This is a genomic window from Catellatospora sp. KI3, assembly GCF_029948125.1.
Taxonomy (GTDB): domain Bacteria; phylum Actinomycetota; class Actinomycetes; order Mycobacteriales; family Micromonosporaceae; genus Catellatospora.
In genome coordinates this window covers 419,235-446,066 of record NZ_JASAMB010000002.1, presented here as the reverse complement: position 1 = coordinate 446,066, position 26,832 = coordinate 419,235, and the positions used below count along the sequence as shown (strand labels likewise).

The 26,832-nt window shown below is 72.6% G+C and carries 23 protein-coding genes and 1 pseudogene; 10 read left to right on the top strand and 14 right to left on the bottom strand.

The window, feature by feature from the left end:
- Window positions 1-2: 2 nt before the first annotated feature.
- The 3 genes from QEZ54_RS05885 to QEZ54_RS05875 all read right to left on the bottom strand — a co-directional run bounded on the left by QEZ54_RS05885 (window position 3) and on the right by QEZ54_RS05875 (window position 3,852).
- Window positions 3-1,088, bottom strand: a complete 1,086-nt coding sequence (locus QEZ54_RS05885) for an ABC transporter ATP-binding protein (RefSeq protein ID WP_281303419.1) — start codon at window positions 1,086-1,088, stop codon at window positions 3-5.
- Window positions 1,089-1,091: 3 nt separating this feature from the next.
- Window positions 1,092-2,270 carry a spermidine/putrescine ABC transporter substrate-binding protein gene (locus QEZ54_RS05880; protein WP_281303418.1) on the bottom strand — a complete coding sequence of 393 codons (1,179 nt, stop codon included), beginning with the start codon at window positions 2,268-2,270 and terminating at the stop codon, window positions 1,092-1,094.
- Window positions 2,271-2,370: 100 nt separating this feature from the next.
- A complete protein-coding gene (locus QEZ54_RS05875) occupies window positions 2,371-3,852 on the bottom strand; it encodes a gamma-aminobutyraldehyde dehydrogenase (protein WP_281303417.1) in 1,482 nt (493 codons plus the stop codon).
- A 292-nt stretch (window positions 3,853-4,144) separates the two neighbouring features.
- Between QEZ54_RS05875 and QEZ54_RS05870 the strand changes: the two genes are divergently transcribed.
- Window positions 4,145-4,639 (top strand): Lrp/AsnC family transcriptional regulator, encoded by a 495-nt coding sequence (locus QEZ54_RS05870; protein WP_348650512.1) that lies wholly within the window; start codon window positions 4,145-4,147, stop codon window positions 4,637-4,639.
- Between the two features lie 152 nt (window positions 4,640-4,791).
- Here QEZ54_RS05870 and QEZ54_RS05865 read toward each other — a convergent pair whose 3' ends face one another.
- The gene (locus QEZ54_RS05865; protein ID WP_281303416.1) at window positions 4,792-6,018 is read right to left on the bottom strand and encodes a spermidine/putrescine ABC transporter substrate-binding protein; all 1,227 of its coding nucleotides are present in this window, start codon (window positions 6,016-6,018) and stop codon (window positions 4,792-4,794) included.
- A 280-nt stretch (window positions 6,019-6,298) separates the two neighbouring features.
- On the opposite strand from QEZ54_RS05865, the gene QEZ54_RS05860 reads away from it, so the two are divergent.
- Together QEZ54_RS05860 and QEZ54_RS05855 are read left to right on the top strand one after the other, a co-directional pair.
- Window positions 6,299-7,645, top strand: coding sequence for an aspartate aminotransferase family protein (locus QEZ54_RS05860; RefSeq protein ID WP_281303415.1), 1,347 nt, complete (start codon window positions 6,299-6,301; stop codon window positions 7,643-7,645).
- Between the two features lie 10 nt (window positions 7,646-7,655).
- The gene (locus QEZ54_RS05855) at window positions 7,656-8,963 is read left to right on the top strand and encodes an FAD-dependent oxidoreductase (RefSeq protein WP_281303414.1); all 1,308 of its coding nucleotides are present in this window, start codon (window positions 7,656-7,658) and stop codon (window positions 8,961-8,963) included.
- Window positions 8,964-9,112: 149 nt separating this feature from the next.
- On the opposite strand, the gene QEZ54_RS05850 is transcribed toward QEZ54_RS05855, so the two are convergent.
- A complete protein-coding gene (locus tag QEZ54_RS05850) occupies window positions 9,113-9,475 on the bottom strand; it encodes a DUF3499 domain-containing protein (RefSeq protein WP_281303413.1) in 363 nt (120 codons plus the stop codon).
- A 186-nt stretch (window positions 9,476-9,661) separates the two neighbouring features.
- On the opposite strand from QEZ54_RS05850, the gene QEZ54_RS05845 reads away from it, so the two are divergent.
- On the top strand, window positions 9,662-10,042 hold the full coding sequence (locus tag QEZ54_RS05845) for a metallopeptidase family protein (RefSeq protein WP_254548813.1): 381 nt from the start codon (window positions 9,662-9,664) through the stop codon (window positions 10,040-10,042).
- A gap of 45 nt (window positions 10,043-10,087) precedes the next feature.
- On the opposite strand, the gene QEZ54_RS05840 is transcribed toward QEZ54_RS05845, so the two are convergent.
- Complete coding sequence (locus tag QEZ54_RS05840) at window positions 10,088-10,345, bottom strand: WhiB family transcriptional regulator (RefSeq protein WP_203755039.1); 258 nt, start codon at window positions 10,343-10,345, stop codon at window positions 10,088-10,090.
- Between the two features lie 451 nt (window positions 10,346-10,796).
- Complete coding sequence (locus QEZ54_RS05835; RefSeq protein ID WP_281303412.1) at window positions 10,797-13,331, bottom strand: bifunctional FO biosynthesis protein CofGH; 2,535 nt, start codon at window positions 13,329-13,331, stop codon at window positions 10,797-10,799.
- A gap of 103 nt (window positions 13,332-13,434) precedes the next feature.
- Between QEZ54_RS05835 and cofD the strand changes: the two genes are divergently transcribed.
- Both cofD and QEZ54_RS05825 read left to right on the top strand, forming a co-directional pair.
- Window positions 13,435-14,391, top strand: coding sequence for a 2-phospho-L-lactate transferase (gene cofD, locus QEZ54_RS05830; RefSeq protein WP_281303411.1), 957 nt, complete (start codon window positions 13,435-13,437; stop codon window positions 14,389-14,391).
- Between the two features lie 14 nt (window positions 14,392-14,405).
- A pseudogene (locus QEZ54_RS05825) lies at window positions 14,406-15,140 on the top strand (coenzyme F420-0:L-glutamate ligase); the annotation flags it as partial.
- Window positions 15,141-15,207: 67 nt separating this feature from the next.
- On the opposite strand, the gene QEZ54_RS05820 reads toward QEZ54_RS05825, so the two are convergent.
- The 4 genes from QEZ54_RS05820 to QEZ54_RS05805 form a co-directional block, all read right to left on the bottom strand.
- Complete coding sequence (locus tag QEZ54_RS05820; RefSeq protein WP_281303410.1) at window positions 15,208-16,191, bottom strand: winged helix-turn-helix domain-containing protein; 984 nt, start codon at window positions 16,189-16,191, stop codon at window positions 15,208-15,210.
- A gap of 253 nt (window positions 16,192-16,444) precedes the next feature.
- On the bottom strand, window positions 16,445-17,467 hold the full coding sequence (locus QEZ54_RS05815) for a hypothetical protein (RefSeq protein WP_281303409.1): 1,023 nt from the start codon (window positions 17,465-17,467) through the stop codon (window positions 16,445-16,447).
- A 61-nt stretch (window positions 17,468-17,528) separates the two neighbouring features.
- Window positions 17,529-18,629 (bottom strand): sugar phosphate nucleotidyltransferase, encoded by a 1,101-nt coding sequence (locus QEZ54_RS05810; protein ID WP_281303408.1) that lies wholly within the window; start codon window positions 18,627-18,629, stop codon window positions 17,529-17,531.
- Between the two features lie 66 nt (window positions 18,630-18,695).
- Window positions 18,696-19,844, bottom strand: a complete 1,149-nt coding sequence (locus tag QEZ54_RS05805; RefSeq protein ID WP_281303407.1) for a glycosyltransferase family 1 protein — start codon at window positions 19,842-19,844, stop codon at window positions 18,696-18,698.
- Between the two features lie 157 nt (window positions 19,845-20,001).
- Here QEZ54_RS05805 and QEZ54_RS05800 point away from each other — a divergent pair, with 157 nt between their 5' ends.
- A complete protein-coding gene (locus tag QEZ54_RS05800) occupies window positions 20,002-20,718 on the top strand; it encodes a TIGR03089 family protein (protein WP_281303406.1) in 717 nt (238 codons plus the stop codon).
- Between the two features lie 186 nt (window positions 20,719-20,904).
- On the opposite strand, the gene QEZ54_RS05795 is transcribed toward QEZ54_RS05800, so the two are convergent.
- Window positions 20,905-22,851, bottom strand: a complete 1,947-nt coding sequence (locus tag QEZ54_RS05795) for an acetoacetate--CoA ligase (protein ID WP_281303405.1) — start codon at window positions 22,849-22,851, stop codon at window positions 20,905-20,907.
- 144 nt (window positions 22,852-22,995) lie between these two features.
- Window positions 22,996-23,448, bottom strand: coding sequence for a hotdog domain-containing protein (locus tag QEZ54_RS05790; protein ID WP_281303558.1), 453 nt, complete (start codon window positions 23,446-23,448; stop codon window positions 22,996-22,998).
- 127 nt (window positions 23,449-23,575) lie between these two features.
- Between QEZ54_RS05790 and QEZ54_RS05785 the strand changes: the two genes are divergently transcribed.
- Complete coding sequence (locus QEZ54_RS05785) at window positions 23,576-24,160, top strand: hypothetical protein (RefSeq protein WP_281303404.1); 585 nt, start codon at window positions 23,576-23,578, stop codon at window positions 24,158-24,160.
- An 11-nt stretch (window positions 24,161-24,171) separates the two neighbouring features.
- Window positions 24,172-25,317 (top strand): hypothetical protein, encoded by a 1,146-nt coding sequence (locus QEZ54_RS05780; RefSeq protein ID WP_281303403.1) that lies wholly within the window; start codon window positions 24,172-24,174, stop codon window positions 25,315-25,317.
- A gap of 75 nt (window positions 25,318-25,392) precedes the next feature.
- Here the strand turns inward: QEZ54_RS05780 and QEZ54_RS05775 are convergent, their stop codons facing one another.
- On the bottom strand, window positions 25,393-25,767 hold the full coding sequence (locus QEZ54_RS05775; RefSeq protein WP_281303402.1) for a MerR family transcriptional regulator: 375 nt from the start codon (window positions 25,765-25,767) through the stop codon (window positions 25,393-25,395).
- Between the two features lie 51 nt (window positions 25,768-25,818).
- Here QEZ54_RS05775 and QEZ54_RS05770 point away from each other — a divergent pair, with 51 nt between their 5' ends.
- The gene (locus QEZ54_RS05770; protein WP_281303401.1) at window positions 25,819-26,811 is read left to right on the top strand and encodes an aldo/keto reductase; all 993 of its coding nucleotides are present in this window, start codon (window positions 25,819-25,821) and stop codon (window positions 26,809-26,811) included.
- The last annotated feature ends 21 nt before the right edge of the window (window positions 26,812-26,832 follow it).

Sequence of the window (26,832 nt, the reverse complement as noted above, 5' to 3'; positions counted from 1 at the left end):
GGTCAGCTCCCCACGAGGAACGAGTGCGCCGGGGCCCAGTGCACGTGCACCTCGGCGCCGGGCAGTTGCGGCGCGGTCACACCCGAGTTGGGCACGAACACGGTCAGCTCGCTGCCCCAGGGGGCACGCACCAGGTACTGCGTGGAGACGCCGGTGAAGGAGGCGTCGGTGACGACGCCGCCGACGGCGGCGTGCCCCTGCGGGACGGCGGCCGGGTCCGCGGCCAGGTGCAGCTTCTCCGGGCGTACGCCCAGCAGGGCGCTGCCGGAGGTGACCCGGCACCGGCCCGCGGGCACCGCCAGCCGGTTGCCGTGCGCGTCGACCGTGACGTGCCCGTCGGCCTGGCCGGTGACCTGCGCCTGGATCAGGTTGGACTGGCCCAGGAAGTTGGCCACGAACGCCGAGGCGGGGAACTCGTACATCTCCGCCGGGGCGCCGAGCTGCTCGACGCGGCCCTCGTTCATCACCGCGACCGTGTCGGCCATCGTCATGGCCTCCTCCTGGTCGTGCGTGACGTGCACGAAGGTGATGCCGACCTCGGTCTGGATGCGCTTGAGCTCGATCTGCATCTGGCGGCGCAGCTTGAGGTCGAGCGCGCCCAGCGGCTCGTCCAGCAGCAGCACCTCCGGGTTGTTGACCAGGGCGCGGGCCAGCGCCACCCGCTGCTGCTGCCCGCCGGACAGCTGCGCCGGGCGGCGCGACCCGTACTGGCCGAGCTGGACCAGGTCGAGCATCTCGGCCACCCGGCCCCGGGCGTCGGCCTTGCTCACGCCCTTGCGCCGCAGCCCGAACGCCACGTTGTCGGCCACGCTCAGGTGCGGGAACAGCGCATAGCTCTGGAACACGGTGTTCACCGGCCGCTTGTACGGCCGCATCCGGGTGATGTCGAGGCCGCCGAGCGTGATCCGCCCGGCGGTCGGCTCCTCCAGCCCGGCCACCATCCGCAGCGTGGTGGTCTTGCCGCAGCCCGAGGCGCCCAGCAGCGCGAAGAACGAGCCGTCGGGGATGGTCAGGGTGAGGTCGTCGACCGCCGTGAAGCTGCCGAAGGTCTTGGTGACGCCCTCGATGCACAGGTCCTGGTCGGTCACCGACTACGCCCCGATCGCAGACTGGAACTTGCCCTCGTACTCCTTCTCCTGCGCTTCGGTGAGCGGCATGAAGAGGTGGAGCTTGGACTGTGTCTCGGCGCTGGGGAAGATGAGCTGGTTGGCGGCCAGGTCCGGGTCGATCTTCTGCATCTCCTCCTGCGCTCCGGCCACCGGGCACACGTAGTTGACGTACGCGGAGACCTCGGCGGCGACCTTCGGGTCGTAGTAGTAGTCGATCAGCGCCTGGGCGTTGGAGGCGTGCGCGGCCGTGGTCGGGATGAGCATGTTGTCCGACCAGATCATCATGCCCTCGTCCGGCGTGATGAGCTTGATCTTCGCGTTGTCGAAGCCCAGCTGGATCACGTCGCCCGACCAGGCGATGCAGGCGGCGATGTCGCCCTTGGCCAGGTCCTGCACGTAGTCGTTGCCGGTGAACTTGCGGATCTGGCCCGAGGCCACCGCGGCCTTCAGCTTGTCCAGCGCCGCGTCGTAGTCGGCGGTGGTGAAGTTGGCCGGGTCCTTGCCCATCGACAGCAGCATGAAGCCCATCGTGTCGCGCATCTCGGTCAGCGCGGTCACCTTGCCCTTGAGGTCGGCGCGGGTCAGCAGCTCGTCGACGGTGTGCACCTCCTTGGCCACGCCGGTGTTGACCGCGATGCCGGTGAGACCGGTCTGCCACGGGGCGGCGTACTCCATGTTCGGGTCGAACTGGCGGCCCTTCAGCGACGGCGACAGGTTCTTGAGGAACGTGGCCACCTTGTCCGGGCTGAACTTCTGGGCGAAGCCGTTGCGGATGAACTTTGCCGCCATCCAGTCGGTGAAGACCACGATGTCGCGCTCGATCGTCTGGCAGTTCGTGAGCTGCGTACGGATCTTGCCGTAGAAGTCGTTGTTGTCGTTGATGTCAGCGGTGTACTTGACATCGATGCCCGTCTTGGCCTTGAACGCCACGAGCGTCGGGTGGACGTCGGCGTTCTTCTCGTCCTCGTCGATGTAGGCGGGCCAGTTGGAGAAGAGCACGGTGCGCTCGGTGGCCGAGACGTCCGGCACGGAGCAGGACGGCTTGGCCGTCGGGCCGCTGCTCCCGGTGCCGGTGGTGCCGCAGGCGGCCAGCGCACCGCCGGTCACCGCGAGCGCGCCGCCGGCCAGCGCGCCCCGGAGCACGCCGCGCCGCGTCGGCATGGCCGCCAGAACCGCCTGGGCCTGCGGAGAAAGAGGAATACGACGAGGCATCGAACGTTCCTTAACAGAAGAGGGGACTACCGAACGCTGCTGTTATCAACTACTTGAAGACGGTGCGGTGCCACGGCTTGGCGGCCACCGCGGTGCGGTCGTACATGACGTGTTTGATCTGTGTGTACTCGTCGAACGAGTAGGTAGACATGTCTTTTCCGAATCCCGACCGGCGGTAGCCGCCGTGCGGCATCTCGCTGATGATCGGGATGTGGTCGTTGACCCACACGCAGCCGGCCCGCAGCTCGCGGGTGCCACGCAGGGAGCGGTACACGTCCCGGGTCCACACGCTCGCGGCCAGGCCGTACGGAGTGTCGTTGGCCAGCGCCATACCCTCATCATCGGCGTCGAAAGGCAGCACCACCAGCACCGGGCCGAACACCTCCTGCTGGACGATCTCGCTGTCCTGCGCCGCGTCGACCACCAGGGTCGGGGCGTAGTAGGCGCCGTGGGCCAGGTCGGCCGGGGTCCGGCCGCCGACGACGATCTTGGCACCCGCCGCGCGGGCCCGGTCCACGAACCCCGCCACCCGGTCGCGCTGCGCGGTGGAGATCAGCGGGCCGATGTCGGTCGCGGGGTCGAGCGGGTCGCCGGCCCGTACCCCCTCGAACAGCTCCGCCACCCGGGCCACGAAACGGTCGTAGAGCGGGCGCTGCACGTACGCGCGGGTCGCGGCGGTGCAGTCCTGGCCGCTGTTGATCAGCGAACCGGCCACCGCGCCCTGGGCGGCGGCCTCCACGTCGGCGTCGTCGAAGACCAGGAACGGCGCCTTGCCGCCCAGCTCCAGGTGCACCCGCTTCACCGCGCCCGCGGCGACCGCGCCGACCTGGCGCCCGACCCCGGTCGACCCGGTGAAGCTGACCATGTCCACGTCGGGATGAGCGACCAGAGCCGCCCCGGCTGCCACGCCCCGGCCCGTCACCACGTTGACCACGCCCGCCGGGATGCCCGCGTCCAGGCACGCCTGGGCGAACATGACACTGGTCAGCGGGGTCAGCTCGGCGGGCTTGAGCACGACGGTGTTGCCCGCCGCGATCGCGGGCAGGATCTTCCAGGCCGCCATCTGCAGCGGGTAGTTCCACGGCGAGATCGAGCCGACCACGCCGATCGCCTCCCGGCGCACCATGCTGGTGTGGTCCCCGGAGTACTCCCCCGCCGCCTTGCCCTCCAGGTTGCGCGCCGCCCCGGCGAAGAAGGCGGTGTTGTCGATCGTGCCGGGCACGTCGAACTCGATCGCCAGGCGCACCGGCTTGCCGGTCTGCGCCACCTCGGCGGCCACGAAGTCCTCGGCCCGCTCGGCCAGGACGCCCGCGAGCCGGGTCAGCGCACCGGAGCGCTCCCCGGGCGTCGCCCCCGACCAGCCGGGAAACGCCGACCGCGCGGCGGCCACCGCCGCCTCGACGTCGGCGGCGCCCGCCAGCTCGAACTCGGCCACCGTGCCGCCGTCCGCGGGGTTGGTCACGCGGAACCGCTCACCCGAGGTACCGTCGGCGCTCGCACCGCCGATCAGATTGGGCGAAAACTCGGTCATCCCGGCCCCCCGCTGTCAGATGGTTAACAAGCTGTGGCGCGACGATAGTTACATGACGTGGACCACATGACAAGGGATTCCGTGGCGTTCTTGAGCTGACTCCACGGATTCCGGGGCCGAAAGTCGCCAACAGGTGACGTTTTCGTTACAAGCGCTGGCAAGCAGTGCCGGAATCGTGGCGCGAACGGCGTTACGATTCGACCACCGGAGCCCGGCTCCGGTCCCCACCCGGCGACCCTCATCGCTCACGTCCCTCAGGAGGCCGGCATTGCCGACGCCCGCTGACTCAACGGTGCCCCGCGGATCCGTCCGCCGCCACCCGCAGCTCAACCACGCCAACCACGCACTGCTCGACGAGACCGCGAAACAGATCATCGAGCAGCTCCAGGAGGACGGCCGACGTCCGTACGCGACCATCGGCCGAGCGGTCGGCCTGAGCGAGGCGGCGGTCAGACAGCGGGTGCAGCGGCTCATCGACGCGGGCGTCATGCAGATCGTCGCCGTCACCGATCCGCTGCAGCTGGGCCTCGGCCGGCAGGCCATGATCGGGGTCAAGACGACCGGCGACCTCGACGGGATCTCCGACCGGATCGCGTCGATCGAGGAGGTCGACTACGTGGTGATCACGGCCGGGTCGTACGACCTGCTGCTGGAGGCGGTCTGCCGCAACGACGACCACCTGCTGGAGATCCTGCACGAGGTGCGGGCGGTGGACGGGGTGGTCGGCGCCGAGGTGTTCGTGTACCTGAAGCTCCGCAAACAGACGTACTCCTGGGGCACCGCCTGACCGGCAGCCCACCACCGCCCCGCCCCGCCCCGCCCCGCCCCGCCTTCAAATTGACGCTGGCCTATCTAGAGGACGATTTTCGTGAATCCGTCCTCTAGATAGGCCAGCGTCAATGCCAAGCGGGTGGCGGGTGGCGGGCGGGGTGGCGGGCGTCAGGTGCCCATGACGGCGGAGAACTTCGCCTGGTAGGCGCGTTCCTCGGCGGCGCTCAGCGACTTGAACGCGCGCACCCGGCCCAGCATCGACGCGCTCGGGAAGATCAGCTCGTTCTCGGCCAGCTCCGGGTCGATCTTGAGCATCTCCTCCTGCGCCCCGACCACCGGGCACACGTAGTTGACCCATGCCGCCAGCTCCGCGGCCACACCCGGGTCGTAGTAGTGGTCCAGCAGCTTGGCGGCGTTGGCGCCGTGCCGGGCGGTCGACGGGATCAGCGCGCAGTCGGACCAGATCAGCAGGCCCTCGTCCGGCGCGATGAACTTGACCTTCTCGTCGGCCGCGTTGAGCTGCAGCGCGTCCCCCGACCAGGCGATCGCGGCGGCGACATCGCCCTTGGCCAGGTCCTGGACGTACTCGTTGCCGCTGAAGCGGCGGATGTGGCCGGTCTGCACCGCGCGGGCAAGCTTGTCCAGCGCGGCGTCGAAGTCCTCGGGCGTGAAGTCCGCCGGGTCCTTGCACAGCGAGGCGATGAGCAGCGCCATCGTGTCGGACATCTCCATCGGCACGGTCACCCGGCCCTTGAGGTCGGGCCGGGTGAGCAGCTCGTCGACGGTGTGCACCTCGGACGCGACCCGGGTGTTGACGGCGAACCCGGTCAGCCCGGACTGCCACGGGATCGAGTACGCGAGCTCGCGGTCGTACGAGCGCAGCTTCAGCGACGGCAGCACGTTGCGGTGCACGGCGGGGATCCGGGCGGGGTCGACGGGCTGGGCCAGGCCCTGCCGGATGAACTTCGCCGCCATCCAGTCGGTGAAGACCACGAGGTCCCGCTCGATGTCCTGGCAGCCGGCGAGCTGCGGCCGGATCTTGCCGAAGAACTCGTTGTTGTCGTTGATGTCCTCGGTGTAGTCGACCTTGATCCCGGTCCGGGCGGTGAACGCGGCGAGCGTCGGGCGCCGGTCGGGATCCTGCTCATCGACGTCCACGTACTGCACCCAGTTGGAGAAGTCCACGCGCCGCTCGGCGGCGGAGCGGTCGGCGGCGGCGCAGCTCGCCGTCGCGACCCCGGTGCCCTCCAGCCCGCATCCGCCCAGCGTGGCGGCCCCGGCCGCGACGGCACCGCCCGCGAGTGCCGCGCCGAGCACCCGGCGGCGGGTGATCGGCCGGCCGACGGCCTGGAGCAGGGCACGGGCGGGCGAGGAGAGGGTGCCGGGAGCGCGCAATCGAGGTCCTCTGCAGCTGCGGGAACGACAGTCCCCTGATCGAACAACGGGCAGCCGACAATTCTGCCCAAAACGAGCCCAGCCACGCGGGGCCGCGTGCCAGAGCTCACAAATCGCCCTTGTTAGACGCAACGGTACGGCCGGACGTTCCGGCCCCGGTTAGCCGCTACGAAATCCGTGGCGTTCGAGCGATAATGGCACTGGAAGGGTTGTCTTCCCGCAAATATGTGTGCGATAACCGTAGGCAACACGGCTACGTACCTCTGAGTGGAGCCTCACCATGGGCAAGGAAACCGACCATCTCTGGATGCACTTCACCCGGATGGGTGCCTACCGCGACGGCAACGTGCCGACGATCGTGCGGGGCGAGGGCGCCTACGTCTGGGACAGCAACGGCAAGCGGTACCTCGACGGCCTCGCCGGGCTGTTCACCGTCAACGCGGGGCACGGCCGGGCGGAGCTCGCCGACGCGGCCGCCAAGCAGGCCCATGAGCTGGCGTTCTTCCCGCTCTGGTCGTACGCCCATCCGAAGGCCATCGAGCTGGCCGAGCGGATCGCCGCACTGACCCCCGGCGATCTCAACCGGGTCTTCTTCACCACGGGCGGCTCCGAGGCGGTGGAGAGCGCGTGGAAGCTCGCCCGCTCCTACTTCAAGAAGGTCGGCCAGCCGCTGCGGCACAAGGTGGTCAGCCGCTACCTGGCCTACCACGGCACCTCGCTGGGCGCCCTGTCCATCACCGGCGTGCCCGCCTTCCGGGCCGAGTTCGAGCCGCTGGTGCCCGGCGGCGTCAAGGTGCCGAATACGAACTTCTACCGGGCGCCCGAGCACGGCGACGACTACGAGGCCTTCGGCGTATGGGCCGCCGACGAGATCGCCCGCGCCATCGAGCGGGAGGGGCCGGAGACCGTCGCCGCGGTGTTCCTGGAGCCGGTGCAGAACGCGGGCGGCTGCTTCCCCGCCCCGCCCGGCTACTTCCAGCGGGTCCGCGAGATCTGCGACCGGTACGGCGTACTGCTGGTCTCCGACGAGGTCATCTGCTCCTGGGGCCGGCTCGGCGAGTACTTCGGCGCGCAGTACTACGGCTACCAGCCCGACATCATCACTACCGCCAAGGCGCTGACCTCGGGATACTCCCCGCTCGGCGCGATGATCGCCAGTGACCGGCTGATGGAGCCGTTCCTGGCCGACGGGCAGATGTTCACCCACGGCATCACCTTCGGCGGCCACCCGGTCGGCTGCGCGGTCGCCATCGCCAACCTCGACATCTTCGCCCGCGAGGACCTGGTCGGCCACGTGCGCGCCAACGCGCCCGCCTTCCGGGCCACCCTGGAGAAGCTGTACGACCTGCCGATCGTCGGCGACGTGCGCGGCGAGGGCTACTTCTACGGCATCGAGCTGGTCAAGGACAAGGCGACCCGGGAGACGTTCAACGCCGAGGAGTCGGAGAAGCTGATCCGCGGCTTCCTGTCCACCGCCCTGTTCGACGCCGGGCTGTACTGCCGCGCCGACGACCGGGGCGACCCGGTGATCCAGCTGTCGCCCGCGCTGATCTGCACCCAGACCGAGTTCGACGAGATGGAGCAGATCCTGCGCGACGTACTGACCCGGGCCTCGAACCTGCTGTGACGGTCCGGCCGTGACCTCACTGTGGCGGGACACCGCGGGCGGCGCCGCCGCGCCCCGCCCGCGGCTGCCCGGCGACCTCGACGCCGACGTGGCGATCGTCGGCGCGGGCTACACCGGTCTGTGGACGGCGTACTACCTGCGCCGGGCCGATCCGTCCCTGCGCGTGGCGATCGTCGAGGCCGAGCAGGCCGGGTTCGGCGCCTCCGGGCGCAACGGCGGCTGGTGCTCCGGCCTGCTGCCCGTCTCGCTGCCCAAGCTGGAGCAGCGGCACGGCCGGGGCGCGGCGGTCGCGTTCCAGGCCGCCATGAACGCCGCCGTCGACGAGGTCGGCCGAGTCGCCGCCGCCGAGGGCGTCGCCTGCGACTTCGCCAAGGGCGGCGCGCTGGGGCTGGCCCGCTCCGCCCGGCAGTGGCAGCAGGCGCGCGCCGAGGCGGCGGAGGCGGCCGCGTACGGGTTCGGGCTGGAGCTGCTCGGACCGGCCGAGGCACGGGCCCGCTGCGGCGCCACCGACGTGCACGGCGCGACGTGGAACCCGCACTGCGCGGCGCTGCACCCGCTGAAGCTGGCGCGCGGGCTGGCCCGCACGGTCGAGCGGCAGGGCGTGTCGATCTACGAGCGGACGCCGGCGCTGGAACTGGCGCCGGGTGCGGTGCGCACCGCGTACGGCACCGTCCGGGCACCGGTCGTGGTCCGGGCGACCGAGGGGTACACGCCGGGGCTGCCCGGTGCCCGGCGCGCGGTGGTGCCGATCTACTCGCTGATGGTGGCCACCGCGCCGCTGCCCGACTCGTTCTGGGACGGGGCGGGGCTGGCCGACCGGGCCACCTTCACCGACCTGCGCAGGCTGGTCGTCTACGGGCAGCGGACCGCCGACGGGCGGCTGGCGTTCGGCGGGCGCGGGGCGCCGTACCACTTCGGCTCGGCGGTGCGGCCGTCGTACGACCTCGAACCCCGGGTGCACCAGGCGCTGCGGCGTACGCTGCGCGAGCTGTTCCCGGCCCTGGACGGCACCGAGTTCACCCACGCTTGGGGCGGGCCGCTCGGCATCGCCCGGGACTGGCATCCGTCCGTGGGCCTGGACCGCGCCACGGGCCTGGCCTGGGCCGGGGGCTACGTGGGCGACGGCGTGGCCGCCGCCAACCTGGCCGGGCGGACCCTGGCCGACCTGGTAACCGGCCATGAGACGGAACGCACCGCGCTGCCCTGGGTCAACCACCGCTCCCCGGCCTGGGAACCGGAGCCGCTGCGCTGGCTCGGCATCAACGCGGGCCTGCGCGCGGTCGTCGCCCTCGACGCCGTCGCCCGCCTACGCCGCTGACCTCCCGCGCCGCCGGCCTCCCGCGCCGCCGACCTCCCGCGCCGCTCGCCTGCCGCGAGCCGCGCCGCCGCTCCGCGAGGTTTGGAAGGGGCCCTTCTTCGTCGTAAAGCGATAAGAAGGGGCCCTTCCTTACCGCCGGAGGCCCGCCCTCAGGCGGGCGGGATGACCCTGAGGTGGCCGCGGCGGCCGGGAGTGTGGGTGGTCGGAGCCGGCTCCGGCGGCTCCGGCGCGCGCGGGTGCGGACGGGCCGCCTCGCGCACCGCCTCGGCCAGGGCGACCAGGTCGTCGGTGGTCGGCGGCGGCGGCTCGAACTCGCCGTCGTAGCGGACCAGCTCCCAGCCCCGGGGGGCGGTCAGGTTCAGCGCGTGCGGCTCGCACAGGTCGTACGTGTGCGGCTCCTGGTGCGCGGCGAGCGGTCCGACCACCGCGGTCGACTCGGCGTAGACATAGGTCAGCGTTGCGACCGCCTGCCGGGGGCAGCCGTTACGCGAGCAACGCCGTGGAGACCTCACGGCGTGTGACGTTAGCGCCCCGCCGGGCGAGGGAACCGCGGATGGGCCGCGACACGCCGAGGGAAGGATCACTCAGGCGTGGCCCGACGGGAAACTGACCGGCGGGGATACATTGGCGAAGTGACCAGTCCCGCCCGCCGCCGCCCCACCGCCGTACGCCGACGCCGCGACCGCCACGGGCGGGGCATGCGCGGCCGACTGGTGCCCGCGAGCGTGCCGCTGGCCAGGACCAAGGCGGAGGTCTTCGACGAGCTGGTGCTGGACACGGTCGAGTCGCTGGAGGCGAAGTTCGCCACCGAGCTGGCCGGGGTCGAGTTCGCCGTCGAGGACGTCCCGCCGGACCTGAACGTGTACGACTCCGACGTGCTGGAGGACGGCCGGGTGCCACTGGCGCGGCTGCTGCCGGGACGTCCGGGGCGGCACGGGGTGCCGCCGCGGATCGTGGTCTACCGGCGCCCGCTGGAGTTCCGCGCCTCGGACCGCGACGACCTGGGCGAGCTGGTGCGGGACGTGATCGTCGAGCAGGTCGCGAACCTGCTCGGGCTGAGCCCCGAGGACCTCAGCTGAGACTTCCTCCTGCCCGGGCCCCCCGACCCGGGCAGGAGACAGGCGTCAGACCGCCCGGCGCTTGAGCTTGCGGCGCTCGCGCTCGGACAGTCCGCCCCAGATGCCGAACCGCTCGTCGTGCGAGAGCGCGTACTCCAGGCACTCCGACTTGACCTCGCAGCGCGAGCAGATGCGCTTGGCTTCGCGGGTCGATCCGCCCTTCTCAGGGAAGAACGCCTCAGGGTCGGTCTGCGAGCACAGCGCGTGCTCCTGCCACTCGGGCGCGTTGCCCAGCAGATCCGCCACGACGGGGCGACCGTCCATCTCCGCTGCCTCCTTTATGCGCGCCGGGGTCAACCGGCGCAACCCCCCACCCTGGAGAGGGCATCTGTCCACATAGGCGGTTTCGTGGCTGCCGCTTCCTCCAGGCCCCACCGGAATTACACGCGTGTCGTACGTGCACCGTCAAGCTGACTCTGGTACACGCCCGCAGGGGCCGTTCGGTGCGGCGGCATTGTCCCGCCACTGCCCTATCGATCCAGACCCGAGGGCGGTAACGGCATCCCGGGCGTGTCGTGGCGAAATTCTGCTGGCGTGTCGAGCTTGACGGCATCCGGCTGACGGCGATCCGACAGATGGCCGATGATGTCCGTCACCCTGGGCACAACGACGCGACGGCCGTCACGGTGACGCCACCACGCCGACTTGGCATCGACATTGGCCTATCTAGAGGACAAGTTTCGCGAGGTAGTCCTCTAGATAGGCCAGCGTCAATTCAAAGGCGGGGGGAGGCGTGCCGGGGCGTGACGGCGTAGGCGGTGGTGCGCTGCCGGGCGGGGCGGCCCGCGGCGGCGGCGACCGCCTCCAGCTGCGCGACGGTACGGGCCGAGCCGTGCGCCGAGCCCGCCATCCGGGAGATCGTCTCCTCCATCAGCGTGCCGCCCAGGTCGTTGCAGCCGCCGTTCAGCATCGCCACGGTGCCCTCGTCCCCGAGCTTCACCCAGGAGCACTGAATGTTGTCGATCCGGCCATGCAGCAGCAACCTGGCCATCGCGTGCACGGCCCGGTTCTCGCGCCAGGTCGCTCCGGCGCGGGACACCCCGGCGAGGTAGATCGGGGCGTTGGTGTGCACGAACGGCAGCGCCACGAACTCGGTGAAGCCGCCGGTGCGGTCCTGGATGCCGGCGAGCACCCGGAAGTGGCCCAGCCAGTGCCGGGGGTGGTCGACGTGGCCGTACATCATCGTGGAGCTGGACCGGATGCCCAGCCGGTGCGCCGTCTCGACCGTCTCCACCCAGGCCGAGGTGGGCAGTTTGCCCTTGGTGAGGACCCAGCGCACCTCGTCGTCGAGGATCTCGGCGGCCGTGCCCGGGATGGTGTCCAGGCCCGCCTCGCGCAGCCGGGACAGCCAGTCGTGCACGGACACCCCGGCCTTGGCGGCGGCCGTGACGATCTCCATCGGGCTGAAGGCGTGCACGTGCATGCCCGGTACGCGCTCCTTCACCGCGCGGACCAGGTCCGGGTAGACCGAGACGGGCAGCTGCGGGTCGATGCCGCCCTGCACGCAGATCTCGGTGGCGCCGTCGCGCCACGCCTCCTCGGCCCGGTCGGCGACCTGCGCCACGCTCAGCCGGTAGGCGTCGGCGTCGCGCTCGCGCTGGGCGAACGCGCAGAACCGGCAGCCCACGTAGCAGACGTTCGAGAAGTTGATGTTGCGGTTGACCACGTACGTCACGTCGTCGCCGACGGTGGCGGCGCGCACGTCGTCGGCGATGCGGCACAGCTCGTCCAGGGCCGGGCCGTCGGCGTGCAGCAGCGCCAGCGCCGCGTCCTCGTGCCGGGGCTCAAGCAGGTCCGCCGGGTTGTCCCGGGCCGTCCGCAGGCCTTCGGCCAGTGCCCCCAGGTGTACGGCGGGAGCCGCGCCGCGCCCGGCCGCCTCCGAGACGGCCGACCAGTCGCCGTACACGGTGTCGAAGTCGGCGCGGCGGTCGCCGGTGCGGCCGGACGTGTCGATGGTGGCGTGCAGGTCGGTGCGGCCCATGCCGCCCTCGACCTCGGGCTCCTGCCACGGGCGGCCGGTCACCGGCGCGTCGGCCACGGCCATCCCGTCGGCGTCGGCGAGGGCGGCGACGTGCGGGTGCAGGCGCGGGTCGAGCCAGCGCTCGGCGCCCCGGACGTACCCGGGGTAGATCGTGAGCCGTTCGCGCAGCTCGAAGCCGGTCGCGGCGGTCAGCGCGGCGAGTTCGTCCAGGTGCGGCCAGGGGCGCTCCGGGTTGACGTGGTCCGGGGTCAGCGGCGACACCCCGCCCCAGTCGTCGATCCCGGCCCTGACCAGCAGCTCAAACGAGGCGTCGATCAGGTTCGGCGGCGCCTGGATCCGCATCCCCGGCCCGAGCAGCAGCCGCGCGACGGCGACCGTGGCGGCCAGGTCGCGCACCGAGGCGTCCGGCACGGAGCGCATCGCGGTGTCGGGCTTGGCGCGGAAGTTCTGCACGATCACCTCCTGGAGGTGGCCGTACTCCCGGGCGCTGCGGCGGATCTCGAACAGCGCGTCGGCCCGCTCGGCGTGCGTCTCGCCGATGCCGATGAGGATTCCGGTGGTGAACGGCACCCCGACCCGGCCCGCGTCGGCCAGCACCCGCAGCCGCACCGCCGGCTCCTTGTCCGGCGAGCCGTAGTGCGGGCCGCCCGGCTCCGACCACAGCCGGGTCGCGGTCGTCTCCAGCATCATGCCCATGCTCGGCGCCACCGGGCGCAGCCGCTGCAGCTCGGCCCAGCCCAGCACGCCCGGGTTCAGGTGCGGCAGCAGGCCGGTCTCCTCCAGTACGGCGATCGCCACCGAGCGCAGGTAGTCCAGGGTGGAGGCGTACCCGCGCTCGTCCAGCCACTGCTGCGCGGCCGGCCACCGGTCCTCGGGCCGGTCGCCGAGTGTGAACAATGCCTCTTTGCAGCCGAGCGCGGCGCCCTGCCGGGCGATGGCCAGCACCTCGTCGCGGTCCAGGAACGCGGCGGGCAGCCGGTGCGGCACCGTGGCGAAGGTGCAGTAGTGGCAGCGGTCCCGGCACAGGCGGCTCAGCGGGATGAAGACCTTCTTGGAGAAGGTGATGACCCCCGGGCGCCCGGCGTCGCGCAGGCCCGCGTCGCGTACCGCGCCGGCCAGGGCGAGCAGCTCGTCGAAGGCATCGCCCTCGGCGCAGAGCAGGGCCGTCGCCTCGGCGGCGTCGAGCGCCCTGCCGGTGCTCGCCCGTTTCAGGGCCCGCGTCACCTCCGCAGCCGTGACCTGGTGCTGCGCAACCGCTTCGCCGGCCATGCTGACTCCCCTCCGCACGCTACCCCTTAGTAAGTAGCAACGCCCGCAGGCCAGGGTACGACCCTGCCCCGGGCTGACCGCCGCGGTGCGGGAGGATGTGAGCATGCGGATCGTGGTGCTGGCAGGCGGCATCGGCGGCGCGCGGTTCCTCGCGGGGGTAAGGGCGTACGCCCGTACGCGCGGCGCCGAGGTGACCGCGGTCGTCAACGTGGGTGACGACGTGTGGATGCACGGGCTGCGCATCACCCCCGACCTGGACTCGGTGATGTACACCCTGGGCGGCGGGATCGACCCCGAGCGCGGCTGGGGCCGCGCGGGCGAGACCTGGACCGTCAAGGAGGAGCTCGCGAAGTACGGTGCCGAGCCCACCTGGTTCGGCCTCGGCGACCGCGACATCGCCACCCACCTGGTCCGCACCCGGATGCTGAACGCGGGCTACCCGCTGTCGGCCGTGGTCGCCGCGCTGTGCGACCGCTGGCAGCCGGGCCTGACGCTGCTGCCCGCCACCGACGACCGGCTGGAGACCCACGTGGTCACCGAGCTCGACGGCGCGGAGCAGGCGATCCACTTCCAGGAGTGGTGGGTGCGCCACCGCGCCCAGGTGCCCGCGAAGCGGTTCGTCTTCGTCGGCGCCGACGCGGCCAAGCCCGCCGCGGGCGTGCTCGACGCGCTGCACTCGGCCGACGTGGTGCTGGTCGCGCCGAGCAACCCGGTCGTCTCGGTCGCGCCGGTGCTGGCCGTCGCCCCGCTGCGCGACGCGCTGGTCGCGGGCCGGGCGCCGGTCGTCGGCGTGTCGCCGGTCATCGGCGGCAGCCCGGTGCGCGGCATGGCGGACAGGTGCCTGGCCGCGCTGGACGTGCCGTGTACCGCCGAGGGCGTGGGACGGCTGCTCGGGGCCCGTACCGCCGGTGGGGTGCTCGACGCGTGGCTGGTCGACTCCACCGACGCGGCGACCGACGTCCCGGGCGTACGCGTGGGCGCGGCGCCGCTGTGGATGACCGACGAGGACGCGACCGCGGCGATGGTCCGCGCGGCGCTGGAACTGGGAGGACTGTCGTGATCGGCGGCTACAGCGTGCACCCGGTGCGCGGCATCGGCGACGTACGCCCCGGCGACGACCTCGCCAAGCTCATCACCGAGGCGGCGCCCTGGCTGGCCGACGGGGACATCCTCGTGGTCACCAGCAAGATCGTGTCCAAGGCCGAGGGCAACCTGGTCGACGTGCCCCAGGCCGGGCCGGAGCGGGAGGCGGCGCGCGAGCGGGTGCTGCGCGAGCAGACCGCCCGGCCGGTGGCCACCCGCGGCCACACCCGCATCGTGCAGACCCACCACGGGTTCGTGCTCGCCTCGGCCGGGATCGACGCCTCCAACGTCGACCGGTCCCAGCTGGTGCTGCTCCCGGTCGACCCGGACCGGTCGGCCCGCGACCTGCGCACCGTCATGCGCGAGCGGTACGGGCTGGACGTCGCGGTGATCATCAGCGACACGATGGGGCGGCCCTGGCGCAACGGGCTCACCGACGTGGCCCTGGGCTGCGCGGGCATCGGACCGCTGCGCGACCACCGGGGCGAGACCGACCCGTACGGCAACGAGCTGCACATCACGCAGATGGCGGTCGTGGACGAGCTGGCCGCCGCGGCGGAGCTGGTCAAGGGGAAGGTCGACGGCGTACCGGTGGCGGTGGTCCGGGGCCTGATCACGGCCACGACCGACGGCCCCGGCGCGGTCGAGACCCTGGTCCGCGACGCCGCCCACGACCTGTTCTCCATGGGCACCGCCGAAGCCATCGCCCTGGGCCGCGAACAGGCGCAGTGAGGGTTAAGAGGGGACCCTTCTACTACGGAAACCGATAAGAAGGGGCCCTTCCTTGCGCCGGTCAGCCGCCGGCGAGGAGGGCCTGGCCCAGCGGGGACAGGGTGTGCTGGACGGTGTTGCGGGTGCGGGTGCTCAGCATCAGACCCGCGTCGCGCATCACCGTCACGTGCTGGCTCACCGCCGCCGGTGACACCCCGAGCCGCCGGGACAGCTCCGTCGTGGTGCTGCCGGCCGCCGCCAGCTCCAGCACCGCCGCCCGGGTACGCCCCAGCAGCCCAGTCAGCGCCTCCCCCGGCGCCGCGACCGCCAGCCGCGCCGCCGGGTGCACCGAGTACACCAGTACCGGCGGCAGCTCCGGGTCGACCAGCGTCACCGGCTTCGTGTTCGTCTTGAAGTACGACGGCACCAGCAGCAGCCCCCGCCCGTCCAGGTGCACGTCGCGGTGCGACGGGTAACCGGCCACCGACAGCGTCCCGCCGTCGAACCGCAGCGACGGGTGCAGGTCGTTGAGCAGCCCCTCCACCCCCTGGTCGAGCATGGTGCGGGCGCGCATGCCCCGGTCGGCCTCGACGCTGGCCCGCAGCCGGGGCCACATCGGCTCGATCGCGGCCCGGTGGTACCGGCTGATCGCCGTGCCGAGTTCGGCGACGGCCGACCGGCTCCCCCGGCGCAGGTCGTCCACGGCCGGGGGCAGTGATCCGCGCGTGCCGCCCAGGACGTCGAGCTCGCGGCGCAGCCGGGGCTGGGGTGTGGACAGCACCGCGTCCAGCCCGGCGTCGATGCCCGCGGCCGCCTCGGGCGGGGTGAGGAAGTCGGGGAAGTAGCCCACCGGCGGGTTGAGCGCCAGCAGCATGGCCACCTCGGCGCGCAGCGGGCCGGCCGGGCGCAGCCGGGCCACCGTCTCGCTCTTCCACGTCGTCAGCAGCGGATCGGTACGGCGCATGCGCAGCAGGTGGATGCTGAGCGCGAGCTCCCACATCGGATCGGGCCGCAGGGCCACGCGGGTGCGGACCAGATCGGTGCCGGTGAAGTGGATCCGCAGCATGTGGACTCCGGGGTGGGGGTGACCTTGACGAGGATACCGACGGAACCGACCTCGGTCTTTAAGTCATGACTGAAAGTCGTGGACCCGACGGGGCGCGGTGCGCGATCCTGTTGTCCGGCCTGGGGAGCCGAGCGGCGCACAGCGCCGCCGACCGTACGGGGGCGTACGGGGCACGGTAGCGGCCGGCCGGGTGCCGGGGGGCAGACCGGTCGGCCGCTCCGTCACATCAGCCCGCCCGGCCGCGAATCTCCCGTCAGAGCCACAGCCCGATGCGGTGGTCCTCGTCGGTGACGTAGATCGGTCTGCCGTCCCGTTCGGACACGCCCTCCACGTGGTGCAGCGGCGCCAGGTCCGCCACCGGTTCGGCCCGCAGCAGCGCCGGGCCGGGCTGCCCGGGCAGCTCGAAGCGGACGTGGCGGCAGGTGGCGTGCCGGGCGTGCGGATGCCGTTCGAGCAGCACCGAGCCCTTGTCCAGCGCGTCGATCGAGCCGACGACCGCGTCGTAGGCGCCGTCGGGGCGGGCGGCCAGCGCGCGTACGCCCAGCGGGCCGGCGCCGGTGCCGGTCAGCGCGTACACGCCGGCGACCCGTACCGCGCCGCCGTCGAACAGCCCGGGCACGCCGGCCAGCTCGACCAGCACGGGCTCACCCGCGGCCGTGACCGGCCAGCGCAGCCCGACCAGCAGCGTGCCGCGCCCGGTGAAGGCGGCGCCCTCGATGTTCACCGGGTGGTCGCCCGCCGCGAGCTGCGCGACCCAGGCCTTGCCCCGGGCGGTGCCGCGGCGCAGCGTCTGCTCGATGAAACCGTCGTGTACGGCCGGATCGACCGCCCCCGGCGCCACCGGATGCCCGGTGGCCACCAGCTCGGCCAGCGCGTCGTTGATGGCCCGGTGCAGCGCGAACCGGTGCCGCACGATCTCCAGCTCCGGCCGGGCCGACTCGCGGAACCGGGCCACGAACGCGCGCTTGGGCCGCAGCGGACCGGCCTTGGAGCCGAAGTGGGAGCCGAGCACGTACACCCAGCCGTCGTGGCGGGCCAGCGCCTCGGCGTCCTCGGTCCGCCCCGCGTGCGCGCCCGCCTCGGCCTCGACGTGCTGGGCGTGCCACGACCCGTCCGACCGCTCGACGATCAGGGCGAGGCACCGCTCTACCGGCCCCTCGTCCAGCACCGTCCAGTACGCCCGCCGCGCCCCCAGTTCCCGCAGCAGCCCCGCGTCGACCACCCGCAGCAGGTCACTCGCCTCGTTACCCGCCGCCGCCAACTCGACCAGTTCCATGATCCCCACCCTAGGCACCCGCCGCCACGGGCCTGCCGCAGGCGCGAGCGGGCGACCGCACTCAGATGCGGGGGTCGGACCGCTCCTTCAGGTCGTCGACCAGCTTCTTCACGTCCTGGGCGCGGGCGCGGTCGCAGACCAGCACCGCGTCCGGGGTGTCGACCACGATCATGTTCTCCAGCCCCAGCGCCGCCACCAGGCGGCCCGACTGCGGCACCACGACCACGTTGCGGGAGTCGTGCAGCAGCACCTCCGGCTTGCCGCCGTCGAGCGTCGCGTCGTCGCCGACCACCACGTTGCCGTTCTCGTCGGCGGGCAGCACCTCGCCCAGGGTGTGGAAGTCGCCGATGTCGTTCCAGCCGAAGTCGCCGGGCACCGTCGCGACCAGGCCCGCGGCGGCGGCCCCCTCCATCACGGCGTAGTCGACGGAGATCTTGGTCAGGGTGGGCCAGATCTCACCCAGTACGCGGTCGCGGTCGTCGGTGTCCCAGGCGGCGGCGATGCGGACCAGGCCGTCGTGCAGGCCGGGCTGCTGGCGGGCCAGCTCGCGCAGGAACACGTCGACCCGCCACACGAACATGCCCGCGTTCCACAGGTACCGGCCCGAGGCCAGGTACTGGGCCGCGACCTCGCGCGACGGCTTCTCCTTGAACTCGTCGACGACCCGGACCGGCCCGTCGACCACGGCGCCGCACTGCAGGTAGCCGTAGCCGGTCTCCGGGTGGGTCGGGGTGATGCCGATGGTCATCAGCAGGCCCCGCTGGGCGCCGGCCTCGGCGTCGCGCAGCACCTCGGCGAAGCGGGCCGTGTCGCGCACCAGGTGGTCGGCGGCGAACGAGCCCATGACGGCCTCCGGGTCGCGCCGGGCGATCACGGCGGCGGCCAGGCCGATCGCGGCGCAGGAGTCGCGCGGGCTCGGCTCGATCAGGATGTTCGACTCGGGCAGGTCGGGCAGCTGCCGCGCGATCGCCGCCGCGTGGGCGGTGCCGGTCACGACGTACGTGTCCCCGATGGCGGCGACCGGCGCCAGGCGGGCGACGGTGGCCTGGATGAGCGTGTCGGGGGTACCGGTCAGCGGGTGCAGGAACTTCGGGTGCGTGGCGCGCGACAGCGGCCAGAGGCGCGTCCCACTCCCACCAGCGGGGATTACGGCGTGCAGCATCCGACCATTCTGCCTGACCGGGCGGAGCGGGCAACTCGCCTCGCCCGGGAGCAGGGACTCCCCCCGTCAGGCGTACTGCCGGAGGGAGCGCTGCCAGGCGCTGATGTGGGCGTCGGCGCTGGAGTTCCAGCTGAACTCCTTCGCCCGCGCCAGCCCGGCGGCGGCCAGCGCCGAGCGGCGCGCGTCGTCGTCGAGCAGGGCCGACAGGTCGCGGGCGATCGCCTCGGCATCGGCACCGGTGTAGGCGACCGCGTCCCCGCCCACCTCGGGCAGCGACAGCCGGGGCGTGGTCAGCACCGGCGCCCCGCAGGCCATCGCCTCCAGGATCGGCAGGCCGAAACCCTCACCATGGCTCGGGTACGCGCACAGCACCGCCCCGCCCAGGAACCCCGGCAGGTCCGCGTAGCGCAGGTAGCCCGGCCGCAGCAGGCGCAGGTGCGCGGGCACCTCGGCGGCCACCCGGTCGATCTCGTCGTCGTGACCCTGGCCACCGGCCAGCACCAGCGCAGGCGGGTCGACCCGGTCGCGCACCGCCTCGATCCAGCCCCGCACCAGGTTCGGCACGTTCTTGCGCGGCTCCTTGGCGCCCAGGAACGCGACGTACGACGCCTCGCCCAGGCCCAGCCGCGCCCGCACCCGCGCCTTCTCGTCCTCGCCCGGCACGTGGAACGCGGTGTGGTCCACCCCGTGGTACGCCACGTCGATGCGGGTCGGGTCGGCGTCGAGCAGCCGGATCAGCTCGTCGCGGGTCGCCTTGCTGGGCACGATCACCCGCTCGGCGCGGCGCATCGACGTCTTGATCGCCGAGCGGAAGAAGGTGCCGCGCGACTTGTCGTAGTGCTCGGGCTCGGTGAAGAACGTCGCGTCGTGCACGGTCACCGTCACCGGGCAGCCCGACCGCAGCGGGCAGGTGTAGAACGGCGAGTGCAGCACCTGCGCGCCGACCTGCTGCGCGAGCAGCGGCAGGCCGGTCTGCTCCCAGGCCAGCCGGGCCGGGCGGTGCGCCACGGCGGCCGGAGCGGCCACGACCTGCGCGTGCGGCAGCGTACGGGCGTAGCGCTCCTGGTCGGTGCGCTGGCAGACCACGACCAGGTCGACGTCGGAGCGGTCGGCCAGGGCGCCCAGCAGGCCGTCCAGGTAGCGGCCCACCCCGCCGCGGTCGGCGGGGACGCTGGTGGCATCGACCAGCACCCGGGGAGAGCGAGCGATCGTCACGGTGAACACTCCTTGTGGGGGTGTGCAGCGCAGCCCAGTCGACCGCCGCTCTGCGGTTGTGAGACTGTGCGCTGTTTCACAGCAGTCACGTCTCAGACTACGCCCGACATACCCCATGGCAAGGTCCACGACGCGGCGTTGTCGGTAGCCTGACCTCGTGTCGACTATCAGTCAGCTCTTCGCCGCCACGGTGTCGGCCGATCCGGCCCGCCCCCTCCTCACCTGGTACGACGACGCGACCGGCGAACGTACCGAACTGTCCGGCGCGACCCTGGCCAACTGGGTGTCCAAAACGGCGAACCTGCTGGTGGACGGCCTCGGGCTGGGCCCCGGCAGCGTGGCCTCGATCTCGCTGCCGCCGCACTGGCAGACCGCCGCGATCATGCTCGCCTCGTGGACCGCCGGCCTGGCCGTATCCCACTCCGCCGAGCTGCCCGCCGACGTCGCCTTCACCGGCGGCGACGCCACCGCCCCGACCGCCCCCGACACGTACGCCGTCGGCCTGCACCCGTTCGCGCTGCCGCTGCGCGGGCTGCCCGCCGGGGTGTCGGACTGGGTCAGCTCGGCCCGCGCCCACGGCGACTTCTACGGCGGCCCGCCCGCCGACCCCGGCGCGGCGGCCCTGGTCGGGCTGCCCGGGGGCGGCGGCTCGATCACCCACGCCGAGCTGGCCGAGCGGTCCGTCGCGCGGGCCAAGGAGCTGGACATCCAGCGCGGCGAGCGGGTGCTGATCGACCTGGGCGCCCACCCGCGCCCCCTGGACTGGCTGACCGCCCCCCTGGCCGCGGGCGCCACCCTCGTCCTCTCCCACCGCACCGCCCCCGGCATCCTGGACAGCCGCGCCACCACGGAACGCGCCAAGATCATCCCCTGACCCGGGCGCCGCCTGCTTTACATAGACACTGGCCTATCTAGTGGACAATTTTCGCCGATCCGTCCTCTAGATAGGCCAGCGTCGAAGTCAAGCCCGTGCGGCCAGCATGCAGTTTCGGGGAAACTGGGCGAATGCAGCACCGCGTTCGTGCAGTTTCCCCGAAACTGCACCGAACCCCGCGCGGACTCAGGCCGCGCGAGTGCGGGCGAGATCCTCGAACGCGTTGAGGGACTCCGGGTTCGCCAGCGCCCCCTTGGCCGCGGCGGACTCCACCGGGGTGCCGGTCAGGATGCGCTTGACCGGCACCTCCAGTTTCTTGCCCGACAGCGTGCGCGGCACCGCCGCCACCTGGTAGATCACATCGGGGATGTGCCTCGGCGACAGCGCCGTACGCAGCTCCCGCGCGATCTTCGCGCGCAGCGCGTCGTCCAGCTCCAGCCCCGGGGTCAGCACCACGAACAGCAGCAGCTCACCCGCGCCGCCCTCGTCGTCCTCCAGGTGCACCACGACCGAGTCGGCGACCTCGTCCATCCCCTCGACCACCGAGTAGAACTCGGCCGTGCCCAGCCGCACCCCGCCCCGGTTCAGGGTCGCGTCGGAGCGGCCGGTGATCACGCAGGTGCCCCGGTCGGTGATGGTGATCCAGTCGCCGTGGCGCCATACGCCAGGGAACACGTCGAAGTACGCCTCGCGGTACTTCTCGCCGGTGGTGTCGCCCCAGAAGGCGACCGGCATGCTGGGCATCGGCGCGCTGATGACCAGCTCACCGAGGGCGCCGTGGACCGGATGCCCGGCCCCGTCGAACGCCTCGACCTTCGCGCCGAGGCAGCGGGCCGCGATCTCGCCCGCGTAGACCGGGTTGAGCGGGGTGCCGCCGACGAAGCCGGTGCACACGTCGGTGCCGCCGGACAGGGACAGCAGCATCAGGTCGGGGTTGACGGAGTCGTACACCCACTCGAAGCCCTCGGCGGGCAGCGGCGCCCCGGTGGACCCGAGCCCGCGCAGCTTCGACAGGTCGGCGACCTCGCGCGGCACCAGCCCCTCCTTGCGGCAGGCCAGCAGGTACGGCGCGGACGTGCCGAAGTAGGTCATGCCCGCCTCTTCGGCCAGGCGCCACAGCATGCCCAGGTCGGGCGCGCCGGGGTTGCCGTCGAACAGCACGACCGCCGCGCCCACGGCCGGGCCCGAGACCAGGTAGTTCCACATCATCCAGCCGGTGGTGGAGAACCAGAAGTAGCGGTCGCCGGGGCCGAGGTCGTGGTGCAGGGCGAGCATCTTCAGGTGCTCGAGCAGGATGCCGCCGTGGCCGTGCACGATCGGCTTGGGCAGGCCGGTGGTGCCGGAGGAGTAGAGCACGTACAGCGGGTGGGCGAACGGGACCGGGGTGAAGACCAGCGGTTCGTCGGTGTCCGCGGCCAGCTCGCCCAGGCCCGCTGCCCCCTGGGTGTACGACAGCACGACGGCGTGCTCCAGCGACGGCAGCGCCGCCCGGATCGCCGCGACCTCCCCGGTCCGGTCGATCAGCTTGCCGCCGTACCGGTAGCCGTCGACGGCGACGAGGACCTTCGGCGAGATCTGCTGCCAGCGGTCGGTGACGCTGCGGGTGCCGAACTCCGGCGCGCAGGACGAGAAGATCGCGCCCAGGCTGGCCGTGGCCAGCATCAGCACCACGGTCTCCGGGATGTTAGGCAGGTACGCCGCGACCCGGTCGCCCTCGCCGACGCCGAGCCGCCGCAGCCCGGCGCGCGCCCGGCGGACCTGCTCGCGCAGCTGCGCGGCGGTGAGGATCAGCGGCTCGCGGGTCTGCGAGTAGCCGAGCACCACGGGCTCGTCGTCGCCGACGCCCGGCATGCGCAGCACGTTCTCGGCGTAGTTCAGGGTGGTGCCGGGGAACCACTTCGCGCCCGGCATGGTGGCGTCGGGCAGCACAGCCGTCGCGGGCTCATGCGCGACGACGTCGAAGTACTCCCAGATCGACGACCAGAAGCCGGCCAGGTCCTCGGTGCTCCAGCGCCACAGCTCGGCGTAGTCGGCGAAGGTCAGCCCGCGCTGCTTGTCCAGCCAGCCGAGATAGTCGCCGATGCGGGAGTTCTGCCTGACATCCGCTGGTGGGGTCCACAGCACCCTGGTCATCGTGATCTCCTCCCGCGTACGCCGTCGTACACCGCACTCGCATCCTGCCGCATGGCCCGCCCGATCATTCTCCGGGCCGGGCGGCCCGGGGACGGTGTACCCGGCGCACACCGGTCACCGGACGCGCATGTCGGCCGCCGACAGTCAGCGCAGGTCGGCGCGGTGGCTCTCGATGGCGCGGCGGCGGGCCAGCCGGTGCTCGCGGCGGATCTCGGCCTCGCGGAAGCGCCGCTCGTCCTCCTCGGTCTCCGGCAGCACCGGCGGCACCTCGCGCGGCTCGCCGTCCGGGCCGACGCCCACGAAGACGAGGTACGCCGTGGCGACGTTGACCGGCGCGCGCCCGGCCTCGTTCCAGCGCTCGGCCCACACCGAGACGCCCAGCTCCAGCGAGGTGCGGCCGGTCCAGTTGACCTGCGCCTTGGCGTGTACCAGGTCACCGACGCGTACGGGCACCATCAGCGCGATCTCGTCGATGGAGACGGTGACGGAGTTGAAGCCGCAGTGGCGGGCGGCGGCGGCCCCGGCCGCGTCGTCGACGAACTTCATGATCACGCCGCCGTGCACGGTGCCGTACAGGTTGACGTCGTGGTTGGTCATGATGCGGCTCAGCGTGACCCGCGAGAACGCGGTCGGGCGGCCCTGCTCCGGAGAGATCACGCCCTCACCGTACGGCCTGCCTCCGGCCGTGATGCCAGCGCAACCGGAAAACAGTAAGGTGCCGCACATGCGTCACGTATGGAGCCTCCTCGCCGCAATCGTGATCACACCGCTCGCCTGGGCCGCCGCCGCACAGGGCCAGGCCATGCTGGCGGTCAGCGTGTCGCCCGACGTGCCCACCGGCATGTGGGTCGGCCTCGCCGTCCTCGCCGGGGCGGGCCTGGTGCTCGGCCTCATCGGCGCGCTGCGCCAGTCGCCGGTCGGCCCCCTGTTCACCGCCCTGGTGTACCTCGGCTTCACCGCCTGGTTCCTGGCGCAGCCGGTGGCGACGCTGCAGGCGCTCGACTGGGGCTGGAAGATCGGCGGCTACCGCGCCGACCTGACCCTGCCGCTGCAGACCGGCCTGCTGGCCGCCGTCGGCGCCCTGCTGCTGGTCGCGGTGTTCAGCCCCGGCCGCTGGCGGGCCTGGCCGAAGCCGGTCCACACCATCGAGCCCGGCTGGCCGCAGCCGGTGGCACCGCAGCACTCCGCACCGCAGCACCCGGCACCGCAGCAGCTGGAGCCGACAGCCACATTGGAGCTTCCGGTGACCCCCGCGCACAGGCCTGGCGCTGATGCGCCATCCTGGAGCGCGCCGCAGGCCAACCTGTAGAACCCGGAGGCATGGTGCGCCACCTAGGATCGTTGCTGCTCACGCTGATCTTCGCTCCCGCGATCTTCCTGCTGACCGGTACCGGTCTCAGCGCGTTCAACACCACGATGGCCGCGGGCGGTGCCGCCGACGCGTTCCTCGACGCGGCCGCGGCGCTGGGCGCGCTGCTGCTCGCGGGCATCCTCTACGCCGTGCTGCTGCTGGTGCGGCTGTCGCCGGTCGGCCCGTCGCTGGGCGGACTGGCGTTCCTGGGCACCAGCGCGTGGGCGCTCGCGGACGGCAGGTCCTACCAGGACACGTTCGCGCTGATCGACATCCACCTGGCCGGTGCCGTCGGGCAGACCGGCCTGGGCGTGCTGCTGGGCGTGCCGCTGCTGGCCACCATCACCAGCCCGCGCCGGTGGCGCCGCGTCGCCGACCCGGTCCAGGCCTTCCAGCAGTACCCGCCGCAGCAGTACCGGCAGCCCGGGGCCGCCCCGGACCCCACCCGTCAGCTGACCTCGATGCCCGCCGACCCGTACGCGCTGCCCGACATCCCGGCCCCGTCGCTGCACTACCCGCGCCCGACCCCGGTCGCCGCCCCGGCCGGGCCGACGATGCCGGTGCCCCCCGGGCCCACGATGCCGGTGCCCGCGGGACCGACGGTGCCCGTGCCGCCGCAGTCCGCGCCGGTGCCGCCCCGGCAGCCGTCCGCGCCGCTCACCCCGCTTCCGGACGCGCCGCCGCTGCCCCGCCGCAACCCGAACCCGCCCCCGGCCGCGATGACGCCCTCGGCACCCTCGGCCCCCGCGCCGTCGGCGCCCGTGTCCCCCGCCCCGTCGGCGCCCGCTGCCGCAGCACCGGAGGCAGGCGTGACCGTGCCGGTCCCGGGCGTGACCGTGCCCGTCGCGGGCGTGACCGTGCCGGTCGCCGGTATCACTCAGCCGGTGTCCCCGGCGGTGCCGACAGCGCCGCCCGCCGCGTCCGCGCCGTCGCCCACCGCGCCGTCGCCCACCGCGCCGACGGCACCCGCAGCCGGACCGGACGCGGGCGTAACCGTCCCGGTCCCCCCGGCCGCGCCGCCTGCCGCGAGCCCGGCCGCGCCGCCGCCGCTGCCCGACGAGTCGACCGTCATGCTCGCCCGCCCCGCCGACCAGCAGACCGTCAAGCGGGACTGACGACAGTTTCGGGGAAACTGCACGAATAGCGTTCAAGATTCGCGCAGTTTCCCCGAAACTGCACCATCGCCCCCGTCAGCAGACGTCGGGGGCGAGGATCGCGCGGTAGTGGGCGATCTTCTCGCGGAGGTGGCCGTGCTGGCGCAGCAGGAGTTCCAGCTGGGCCTCGACCGCCACGCTGTGCTGCTCGAGCAGCTCCACCCGGTCGGCGACGGTCTCGTCGCCCTGCCTGGTCAGCTCGGCGAACCGGCACATCACGTTGATGGGCATGCCGGTGTCGCGCAGGCAGCGCAGCAGGCCGAGCCAGCCCAGGTCGTCATCGGAGAAGACCCGCCGGCCGCCGGTTGTCCGGTCGACGTGCTCAAGCAGGCCGATGCGCTCGTAGTACCGCAGCGTGTCGAGGCTGAAGCCGCTGCGCTGCACCGTTTCGGCGGGGGTGTAGCGAATCACCGCAATATCGTAGTTGACCTGGAGCGCACTCCAGGTGTCAGGCTGATTGCCATGACGACACGGAAACTGGGCCGCAGCGGCATCGAGGTCAGCGCACTTGGCCTGGGCTGCTGGGCCATCGGCGGCCCGCTGTGGGACGCGGACGGACAGCCGTGGGGCTGGGGCGAGGTCGACGACGACGAGTCGGTCCGCGCCGTGCACCGGGCTCTGGACCTCGGAGTCACCTTCTTCGACACCGCCAGCAACTACGGGGCCGGGCACAGCGAGCGGGTGCTCGGCCGTGCCCTGGGCGGCCGGCGCGACAGTGTGGTCGTCGCCAGCAAGTTCGGGTTCACCTTCGACGAGTCCAAGCGCCTGGCCATCGGCGTGGACAGCACCCCGGAGTACCTGGTGAGCTGCCTGGACGGCATCCTCGACCGCCTCGGCACCGACTACCTGGACCTCTACCAGCTCCACCTGGGCTTCCTGCCGCCGGAGCAGGCGCTGGACCTGGTGGACCCGCTGGAGAAGCTGGTCTCCCAGGGACGCATCCGGGCGTACGGCTGGAGCACCGACGATCCGCAGAGCGCCGCCGCCTTCGCCGAGGCGGGACCGAACTGCGCGGCGGTCCAGTACGACCACTCGGTGCTGCACGACAACGCGGCCATGGTCGACGTGCTGGCCCGCCACGAGCTGGCCGGGATCAACCGGGGACCGCTGGCGATGGGCCTGCTGACCGGCAAGTACCACGGCGCCGCGGGCACGATCGGCGGCGACGACATCCGCGGCAAGTCGCCGGAGTGGCTGCAGTACTTCACCGACGGCGTGCCGACCCCGCAGTGGGCCGACCTGGTGGACCGGGTGCGGCAGGCGCTGACCGCCGACGGTCGGACGCTGACCCAGGGCGCCCTGGGCTGGCTGCTGGCCCGCAGCCCGTGGACGCTGCCGATCCCGGGCGTGCGCACGGTCGCCCAGGCGGAGGAGAACTTCGCCACCCTGGCCCTGGGCCCGCTGCCCGAGGCCCAGTTCGCCGAGGTCGAGAAGCTGCTGGCCGAGCTGCGCTGACCCGCGGACGCGGGCGCCTCG

Bases quoted from the DNA above. Each gene is read 5' to 3' on its own strand.
- QEZ54_RS05845 (WP_254548813.1), top strand. From the start codon at position 9,662: ATGCGCGGCCGACTGGTGCCCGCGAGCGTGCCGCTGGCCAGGACCAAG.
- QEZ54_RS05770 (WP_281303401.1), top strand. From the start codon at position 25,819: ATGACGACACGGAAACTGGGCCGCAGCGGCATCGAGGTCAGCGCACTT.
- QEZ54_RS05790 (WP_281303558.1), bottom strand. From the start codon at position 23,448: ATGACCAACCACGACGTCAACCTGTACGGCACCGTGCACGGCGGCGTG.
- QEZ54_RS05810 (WP_281303408.1), bottom strand. From the start codon at position 18,629: ATGCTGCACGCCGTAATCCCCGCTGGTGGGAGTGGGACGCGCCTCTGG.
- QEZ54_RS05860 (WP_281303415.1), top strand. From the start codon at position 6,299: ATGGGCAAGGAAACCGACCATCTCTGGATGCACTTCACCCGGATGGGT.
- QEZ54_RS05840 (WP_203755039.1), bottom strand. From the start codon at position 10,345: ATGGACGGTCGCCCCGTCGTGGCGGATCTGCTGGGCAACGCGCCCGAG.
- cofD (WP_281303411.1), top strand. From the start codon at position 13,435: ATGCGGATCGTGGTGCTGGCAGGCGGCATCGGCGGCGCGCGGTTCCTC.
- QEZ54_RS05880 (WP_281303418.1), bottom strand. From the start codon at position 2,270: ATGCCGACGCGGCGCGGCGTGCTCCGGGGCGCGCTGGCCGGCGGCGCG.
- QEZ54_RS05875 (WP_281303417.1), bottom strand. From the start codon at position 3,852: ATGACCGAGTTTTCGCCCAATCTGATCGGCGGTGCGAGCGCCGACGGT.
- QEZ54_RS05795 (WP_281303405.1), bottom strand. From the start codon at position 22,851: ATGACCAGGGTGCTGTGGACCCCACCAGCGGATGTCAGGCAGAACTCC.
- QEZ54_RS05815 (WP_281303409.1), bottom strand. From the start codon at position 17,467: ATGGAACTGGTCGAGTTGGCGGCGGCGGGTAACGAGGCGAGTGACCTG.
- QEZ54_RS05785 (WP_281303404.1), top strand. From the start codon at position 23,576: ATGCGTCACGTATGGAGCCTCCTCGCCGCAATCGTGATCACACCGCTC.
- QEZ54_RS05820 (WP_281303410.1), bottom strand. From the start codon at position 16,191: ATGCTGCGGATCCACTTCACCGGCACCGATCTGGTCCGCACCCGCGTG.
- QEZ54_RS05835 (WP_281303412.1), bottom strand. From the start codon at position 13,331: ATGGCCGGCGAAGCGGTTGCGCAGCACCAGGTCACGGCTGCGGAGGTG.
- QEZ54_RS05780 (WP_281303403.1), top strand. From the start codon at position 24,172: ATGGTGCGCCACCTAGGATCGTTGCTGCTCACGCTGATCTTCGCTCCC.